The sequence below is a fragment of the Mesorhizobium waitakense genome, assembly GCF_056431085.1.
In genome coordinates, this window is sequence record NZ_JBWKME010000246.1 from 1 (window position 1) to 5,685 (window position 5,685).

The 5,685-nt window shown below is 58.4% G+C and carries 4 protein-coding genes; all 4 read left to right on the forward strand.

The features are described 5' to 3' along the window. On the forward strand, positions 1–1,266 hold a 1,266-nt coding region (locus AC07FD_RS39555), incomplete at its 5' end, for an Orn/Lys/Arg family decarboxylase (protein ID WP_478354218.1). Then, complete coding sequence (speC, locus tag AC07FD_RS39560; RefSeq protein WP_478354219.1) at positions 1,263–3,626, forward strand: ornithine decarboxylase; 2,364 nt, start codon at positions 1,263–1,265, stop codon at positions 3,624–3,626. The genes AC07FD_RS39555 and speC, both read left to right, overlap by 4 nt. A 32-nt stretch (positions 3,627–3,658) precedes the next feature. Further along, positions 3,659–5,017, forward strand: coding sequence for a putrescine-ornithine antiporter (gene potE / locus AC07FD_RS39565; protein WP_478354220.1), 1,359 nt, complete (start codon positions 3,659–3,661; stop codon positions 5,015–5,017). Positions 5,018–5,053: 36 nt separating this feature from the next. After that, on the forward strand, positions 5,054–5,685 hold a 632-nt coding region (locus AC07FD_RS39570; RefSeq protein WP_478354221.1), incomplete at its 3' end, for a transporter substrate-binding domain-containing protein.

The following is a 5,685-nucleotide window of genomic DNA, read 5'->3' on the forward strand; positions in this document are numbered from 1 at the left end:
TACAATATCGACGCTATCAAGGAAATTCTTGGGGACGAAGTAGAAATACTGCATTTTGACGAGGCGTGGTACGCCTACGCCAATTTCCACGAATTCTACGACGGATATCACGCCATCCTGTCCAAGAAGCCATCGCGCTCGAAAAGCTCAATAACGTTCGCCACGCACTCGACGCATAAGCTCTTGGCCGCCTTGTCGCAGGCATCCATGATCCACATCCAGCATGCCGATACAAAGCGGCTGGACATGCCTCGTTTCAACGATTCCTTCATGATGCACACCTCGACGTCCCCGCAGTACGGCATCATCGCCTCCTGCGATGTCGCGGCCGCCATGATGGAGCAGCCCGCCGGTCGTGCGCTGGTCCAGGAAATGATCGATGAAGCCTTGGGTTTCCGCCGCGCGATGGCGGCTGTCAAATCTCAGCTCAAATCGTCGTGGTGGTTCGACGTCTGGCAGCCCGACGAGATCGCGGACGGACGGGCCGACAGCAACAGCGAGTGGGTGCTGAAGCCGGGCGATCGTTGGCATGGCTTCGAGGGACTGGCAGAGAACCACGTCCTCGTCGATCCCATCAAGGTCACCATCCTGACCCCCGGCTTGGCGGCGAACGGCGCAATGCAGAAAGCCGGTATTCCGGCTGGCGTCGTGGTGAAGTTCCTGTCGTCACGGCGGATCGAGATTGAGAAGACGGGGCTCTATTCGTTCCTGGTGCTGTTCTCGATGGGCATCACCAAGGGCAAGTGGAGCACGCTGGTGACGGAACTCCTCAATTTCAAAGACCTCTATGATGCCAATGCGCCGTTGAAGGATGTCCTGCGCGGCTTGGTCGAAGCGCATCCGGACGCCTACGCGGACATGGGTCTCAAGGATCTTTGCGACATGGTGCACAAGACCTACCGCGAAGACAATCTCCCGAAGGCTCAGAAGGACATGTACACGACGTTGCCCGAGATGGCGATGCGCCCGAGCGATGCATACGAGTCCCTCGTGCGCGGACAGGTGGAAAGCGTCGAGATCGACGCGCTGATGGGACGCACGCTCGCGGTGATGGTGGTGCCATATCCCCCCGGCATTCCCCTGATCATGCCCGGCGAGCGCCTAACCCCGGCAACGAAGTCCATTCACGACTATCTGCTGTACGCGCGCGATTTCGACCAGAAGTTCCCAGGCTTCGAGACCGATATTCACGGACTTCGATTCGAACCCGGTCCCAAAGGAAGGCGCTACCTGATCGACTGCGTCGCGGACGGAAGCGGGAAATGATACCGCGCGACATCAAGGCGCCAACGGTCGCCATTCCATTCCACAAGCTGCTGAAGATCGTGGCGATCGTCGACCGCGACGACGAGCAGGTGATGCGGCTCATCGAGCAGATCAAGGCTGAGAATTTTGAAGTCGAGATCAGCGATTCCCTGGAGCGGGACGTCTCGGAGGACGCCTCGGTCGGAGCCTACATAGCGTCGATCGACAATAGTCGGCTCGAGCCGGCACGCAAGTTTGCACGTTCCGTTCGATCGATTGGATTCGGCACGCCGCTCTGGGCATTGGCCGACTCGCACCAGATCTCCGATATGGCCGTCTTCGGCCTTACCGGCGAGGTGGACGGCTACATCTACCTTGGACAACAGACCCCCGCATTCTACGCCAGGCAGGTCGTGGCAAGCGCCGTGAAGTACGGACAGGGCCTGCTGCCGCCGTTCTTCGGTGGGCTCATGGCTTATGATGGCGAGGCACACATCGCCTTCGATTGTCCGGGGCACCAGGGCGGTCAGTTTTACAGCAAGTCGCCGGCTGGACAGATCTTCTTCAGGTATTTCGGTGAGAGCATCTTCCGGAACGATCTGTGCAATGCCGATGTCGACCTTGGCGATCTGCTCATCCACGAGGGTCCCGCTGTCGAAGCGCAGCGCTTTGCGGCGAAGGTTTTTGGCGCCGACAAGACCTACTTCGTCCTGAACGGCACGAGCACTTCCAACAAGGTAGTGACGAACGCCTTGCTCAAGCGTGGGGACCTCGTCCTCTTCGACCGCAACAATCACAAATCGATGCACCAAGGCGCGCTGGTGCAGGCTGGCGCTATCCCTATCTTCCTGCCGACATCCCGCAATCCATTCGGCATGATCGGCGCGGTCGACTGGGCTGCCTGGGACGAGGACTATCTGCGGGAGCAGATACGTGCCAATCCGCTGGTGAAAGATCCGCAACTGCATAAGGCAGAGCGACCGTTCCGTCTCGCATGCATACAACTCGCGACCTATGACGGCACGGTCTACAACGTGCGAAAGGTGCTGGAGAAGATCGGCCACCTTTGCGACTACGTTCTTTGGGACGAGGCGTGGATTGGATACAACGCCTTCCACCCGTTGTTCGAAGATCATAGTCCTATGCGCCTGGACAAGCTCGAGCCGCAGATGCCGGGTCTGTTTTCCACCCAATCCGTTCACAAGCAGGGCGCTGGATTTTCGCAAGCCTCCCAGATCCACAAGCGCGACGAGCACATCAGCGGCCAGCATCGTTTTGTCGAGCACAAGCGGTTCAACGAATCGTTTCTGATGCACGCTTCGACTTCACCCTTCTACCCTTTGTTCGCGTCACTGGATGTGAACGCCAAGGTGCACGAGGGCAAAGCCGGCGAGATGCTTTGGGACCGTTGCATCGAACTCGGAATCGAAACTCGAAAGAAGCTCCGCGAGTTCTGTCGGTACTACGAAAAGACTGGCCGCAGCGACGAGGAGAAATGGTTCTTCGACCCGTTTGTGCCTGACCGGGTGACGATCGCCGGTTCCAAGTTGTCAAAGGACCTTACCGACGTTGCCTGGGAAAGTCTTCCGACGGAATTGCTCAAGCGGGAGCAGCAGTGCTGGAACTTCCATCCGGAAGCCAAATGGCACGGGTACTCCGGCTACGTCGACGGCTATGCCATGGTCGATCCAAACAAGCTCATGCTGCTGACCCCCGGAATCGACCGTCAGACAGGTGGCTATCTAGACTATGGAGTACCCGCCACCGTAGTCGCCAACTACTTGCGAGAACAGCGCATTGTTCCCGAGAAGTGCGACCTCAACAGTATCCTCTTCCTGATGACCCCGGCGGAGGACGAGAGCAAGCTCAACACCCTGATTGCGAAGTTGGTCAAGTTCAAGAATCTATGGGACAGCGATGCACCGCTCCCGGACGTTCTGCCGACAGTCTGCGCCACGCACGGTGAACGCTACGCCGGATACACGCTGCGAAAAATCTGCAAGGAAATGCATGATTTCTATCGCGAGGCGAAGGTCAACGAACTGCAGAAACTATGCTTCAGGGCGTCCAGTTTCCCGGAACTCGCAATGCCTTCGAAGGAAGCTTACGAAGCGCTGGTTTCGAACGAGGTGGACTACATTTCCCTGGAAGAAATCAAGGGTCGCATCTCGGCTACCCTTGCACTAATCTACCCGCCCGGGATTGGAGTGATTGTCCCCGGCGAGCGTTGGGATGACAGGGCCCAGCCGATGTTGGACTACTTCCTGGCTTTTCAGGAGTCCTTCAATCGCTTCCCTGGATTCAACTACGAAGTGCAGGGCGTTTTTCAGGAACGAGTGGACGGCCGCATCAAGTTTCACACCTACGTCGTTCGCCAATGAGGGCCAGCGAAGGGAACTAGGGGAGAGCACTCATGCCCGAACAAGTACAGCCGAAACGCATGAACCTGATGCAACTGACCTTCATCGTGGCGGTCAACATGATGGGCTCCGGCATCATCATGCTGCCGACGAACATGGCAAAGGTCGGCGCGATATCCTTGCTCTCCTGGATTGTGACGGCGCTTGGCTCCATGGCAATCGCCTATGGCTTTGCCCAGGCAGGTCTCTACAACCAGCGGCCGGGGGGCATGTCGGCATATGCGGAGGATGCCTACGGGAAATCAGGCTATTTCCTCGTTTTCTTTCTGTATTTTCTCTCTCTGGCAATCGGAAACGTCGCGATCGGCATCTCCGCGGTGGGATATCTGGCCTCTTTCTTCCCCTGGCTTTCCTCAACTCCCGTGGCTACCTGCATCGGCGTCATCGCCCTTCTCTGGTTGACAACGGCCGCGAACTTCGGCGGCCCGAGCCTCACAGGACGCATCGGCTCGATCACGGTGTGGGGCGTCATTATCCCGGTTGGCTTCCTTTCGGTCATCGGATGGTTCTGGTTCAGCCCCAGTGTCTTCGCGGCTGCGTGGAACCCGAGCGGAATGACTCTTGCGCAAGGCATGGGCTCGAGCATCTCGCTCACCTTGTGGGCATTCCTTGGCATGGAATCGGCCGCGCAGAACTCGGCTGCAGTTGAGAATCCGAAGCGGGATGTCCCCTTAGCCTGCCTGTTCGGCACCCTCGGGGCGGCCGTGATCTACATACTGTCCACGACGGTTATCCAGGGCATAGTGCCCAATGCCGATCTGGCCGCGTCAACGGGTCCATTTGGGCTGGCATATGCCCGCATGTTCAACCCGTTCATTGGGTCGATCATCATGGTTCTGGCAATCCTGGCTTGCCTCGGCTCACTGCTTGGCTGGCAATTCACGATTGCCCAGACGGGGAAATCTGCAGCGGACGAACGGATGTTCCCGTCGTTCTTCACGAGGGTCAATCGATTCGGCGCGCCTGTTACGGGCATGATCGTCCTTGGCATCGTCCAATCATTACTGGCTTTGTCTACGATTTCGCCCAGTCTCAGCGAGCAGTTTGCTGCCCTCGTCAACCTTGCCGTTGTAACCAACGTGCTGCCCTACATCATATCCCTGTCTGCTCTGGTGGTGATGATGAAGGCGGAAGGTGTGGCGAAATCGAAGTACCGGCTCAACGTTTTCGTGGGGCTGGTGGCAACGCTCTACAGCACCTATGCGCTCTACGCTTCAGGCAAGGACGCAGTTCTCGGAGGCATGTTGGCTACCGCGATCGCCTTCATAATCTGGGGGTTCATCGCGCCACGTTTCGTTGCAGCTCGAAGCGCTGTCCAGACCCCTGAGCGTGACCGGGCCAAAGCAGCCTGATCACAGGCGCGCGGCACTCTGGAAGGAGATAGATTCATGACCTGCGAATGGGCCAAAGGCTTTCAACGAGTGGACATCAAAACCTGGGCGGCGCTTCTCATTTCGATCGGCTTGCCGTTCGCCCAGATTGTCCCCGCATCGGCGGCGACTCTGGATAGGGTCCGCGAAACTGGCAAACTGATGCTGGGCTATCGAGACGACGCGCGGCCATTCTCCTACAAGGGCGGGGATGGCAAGGCTTCGGGTTATTCCGTGGCCCTGTGCGAAAAGGTGGCGGAGGAAGTGAAGGCCGAGCTTGGCGTAGCCGAACTCGCCATTGAGTGGGTTCCAGTTACTGTGGAAGACCGTTTCAGCGCAGTTGCGCAGGGCAAGATCGACCTCTTGTGCGGGGCAGACACCGAGACATTGGAACGACGTAAGCAGGTGTCATTTTCGCTTTCGATCTTTCCGAGTGGAACCGCGGCTATGTTGCGAGCGGACGCGCCGGTGCCGTTGCAGGATGTGCTTGCAGGCCGTCCGCAGTCAGGACCGATCTGGCGCGGCTCTCCGGCTCGGATCCTGGAAGCGAAGACCTTCTCGGCTGTGGCCGGCACCACGACCGAATCCTGGCTCACTGGCCGTCTGAAGGACTTCCAGCTCGACGCAAAGGTCGTGCCGGTGGACAGCTA

Bases quoted from the DNA above. Each gene is read 5' to 3' on its own strand.
- speC (WP_478354219.1), top strand. From the start codon at position 1,263: ATGATACCGCGCGACATCAAGGCGCCAACGGTCGCCATTCCATTCCAC.
- potE (WP_478354220.1), top strand. From the start codon at position 3,659: ATGCCCGAACAAGTACAGCCGAAACGCATGAACCTGATGCAACTGACC.